Annotated in this window: 1 protein-coding gene; it reads left to right on the forward strand. The window is 58.8% G+C overall.

Annotated elements, in window-relative coordinates; all coding sequences use genetic code 11:
- Window positions 1–613 precede the first annotated feature (613 nt).
- Window positions 614–1882 (forward strand): group II intron reverse transcriptase/maturase, encoded by a 1269-nt coding sequence (gene ltrA / locus H165_RS0117985; protein ID WP_017940309.1) that lies wholly within the window; start codon window positions 614–616, stop codon window positions 1880–1882.
- The last annotated feature ends 112 nt before the right edge of the window (window positions 1883–1994 follow it).

Genomic DNA, 1994 nt, shown 5'->3' on the forward strand with positions numbered 1-1994 from the left:
CGACGCCACGCTGATCCATGCGCCGAGCTCGACCAAGAACAAGGACGGCAAGCGCGATCCCGAGATGCACCAGACCAAGAAGGGCAACCAGTACTGTGTGTCACGAACACAGGTCAGATGACCTGTGCTGCTGTGCCGAAGATGGAAGTAGGCCTTCCGAAGTCGGCTTGCAGGAGCGGACTTCAAACCACCCGGTGCTGCTGCATCCAAAAGGTGTGGTGGTGAGCGACCGAGGAAAAGTCATCCCTGAGGATGGCAGGTGAGTATGGAGAAGATGAGCGAAAGCAAACCGTCCGATGACGCATCGTTATGCCCAAGGTGCTGCCGAAACTGAGGTGGAGTACTGGCTTCAGGACAAGTCGGGGCGTTACCTGCTTACGGACCCGATGGCAGCCGGTGTATAGGCGGCATGATCTTCATACAGGCTTTGGTACGGAACGTGAGAACCTTGTTCCAGATGCGAAGGAAAATGACAAATGGCCAACACCATGAGGAAGAATACCGATGCTGGAACGAGGGGCGGAGCCTCCCGTAGTAGCGATGAAGCCTCTGTAATGGAGGTGGAGCGAAGGGGCGGCGTTATCCGGCCGACGAGCGTTGCCAACCTCCGGGGATGAGTGGCGTGAGCTCGGCGAAACCTTATGACATAGCGAAACGCACGGTATGGGACGCCTACCAGCAGGTCAGGGCCAATCGCGGTGCTGCCGGCATCGACGATGAAACCATCGCCGATTTCGAGCGGGATCTGTCTAAGAATCTCTACAAGCTGTGGAATCGGATGTCGTCGGGGTCGTACTTCCCGCCTCCGGTCAAGCAAGTAGAAATTCCCAAGGCATCGGGAGGCACGCGCAAGCTGGGAGTGCCCACGGTTGGTGATCGTGTCGCGCAAACCGTGGTCAAGCTTCTCATCGAGCCGGAGCTGGACTCGATCTTCCACTCGGACTCCTATGGGTACCGGCCGGGACGATCAGCGAAGCAGGCGGTGGCGATCACGCGTGAGCGCTGCTGGCGATACGACTGGGTGGTGGAGTTTGATATCAAGGCAGCCTTCGATCAGATCAATCATGGATTGCTGATGAAGGCGGTGCGCCTGCACATCAAGGAGGACTGGATACTTCTGTACATCGAGCGGTGGCTGGTTGCGCCGTTCGAAACGGATGACGGCATGCACGTCCCACGCGAACGCGGCACCCCGCAAGGTGGAGTGATCAGTCCCCTCCTGATGAATCTGTTCATGCACTATGCCTTCGACACCTGGATGCAACGTACCAGCCCCAACTGCCCGTTTGCCCGCTACGCCGATGATGCGGTGGTGCACTGCCGCAGTCGAAAGCAAGCGGAGTACGTGATGCGCTCCATTGCTTCACGGCTGGCAGCCTGTGGCTTGACGATGCACCCGGAGAAATCGAAGGTCGTGTACTGCAAGGACAGTAACCGTCGCGCAGGTTATCCGCATGTGAGCTTTACCTTCCTCGGCTTCACCTTTAGGCCGAGGAAGGCGCTCAGCAAACAAGACCAGCTCTTCACGAGCTTCCTTCCGGGAGCGAGTGCGGATGCCTTAAAGCGGATGCGGCAAGCGGTACGCAGGTGGCGACTCAATCGCCAAACCCACGTGACGCTGGTCGACGTGGCTCGGCTCTACAATCCAGTGATACAGGGGTGGTGGCAATACTATGGCTCGTTCTATCGGACAGCCATGCTTGGCATCTTCCAGCACATTGACCGCGCGCTTGAACGCTGGGCCCGACGAAAATACAAGGCCCTTCATAGGCGCAAGCGGCGCATTAGCCAATGGCTGGACAAGATGCGGACTGTGGTACCCCGGCTGTTTCATCACTGGCGAGTGACCGGGCAGCAAGGTTGGATAACGGGAGCCGTATGACGCGAGAGTGTCACGTACGGTTCTGCGAGCGGCTGCGGGGGCAGTTCCCGCGGCCGACTCACCACTTCGGGATGAAGGCGCACATCGGCGCCGACAGCGAATCCGGCCTGGT

The sequence above is a fragment of the Pseudomonas thermotolerans DSM 14292 genome (assembly GCF_000364625.1).
Taxonomy (GTDB): domain Bacteria; phylum Pseudomonadota; class Gammaproteobacteria; order Pseudomonadales; family Pseudomonadaceae; genus Aquipseudomonas; species Aquipseudomonas thermotolerans.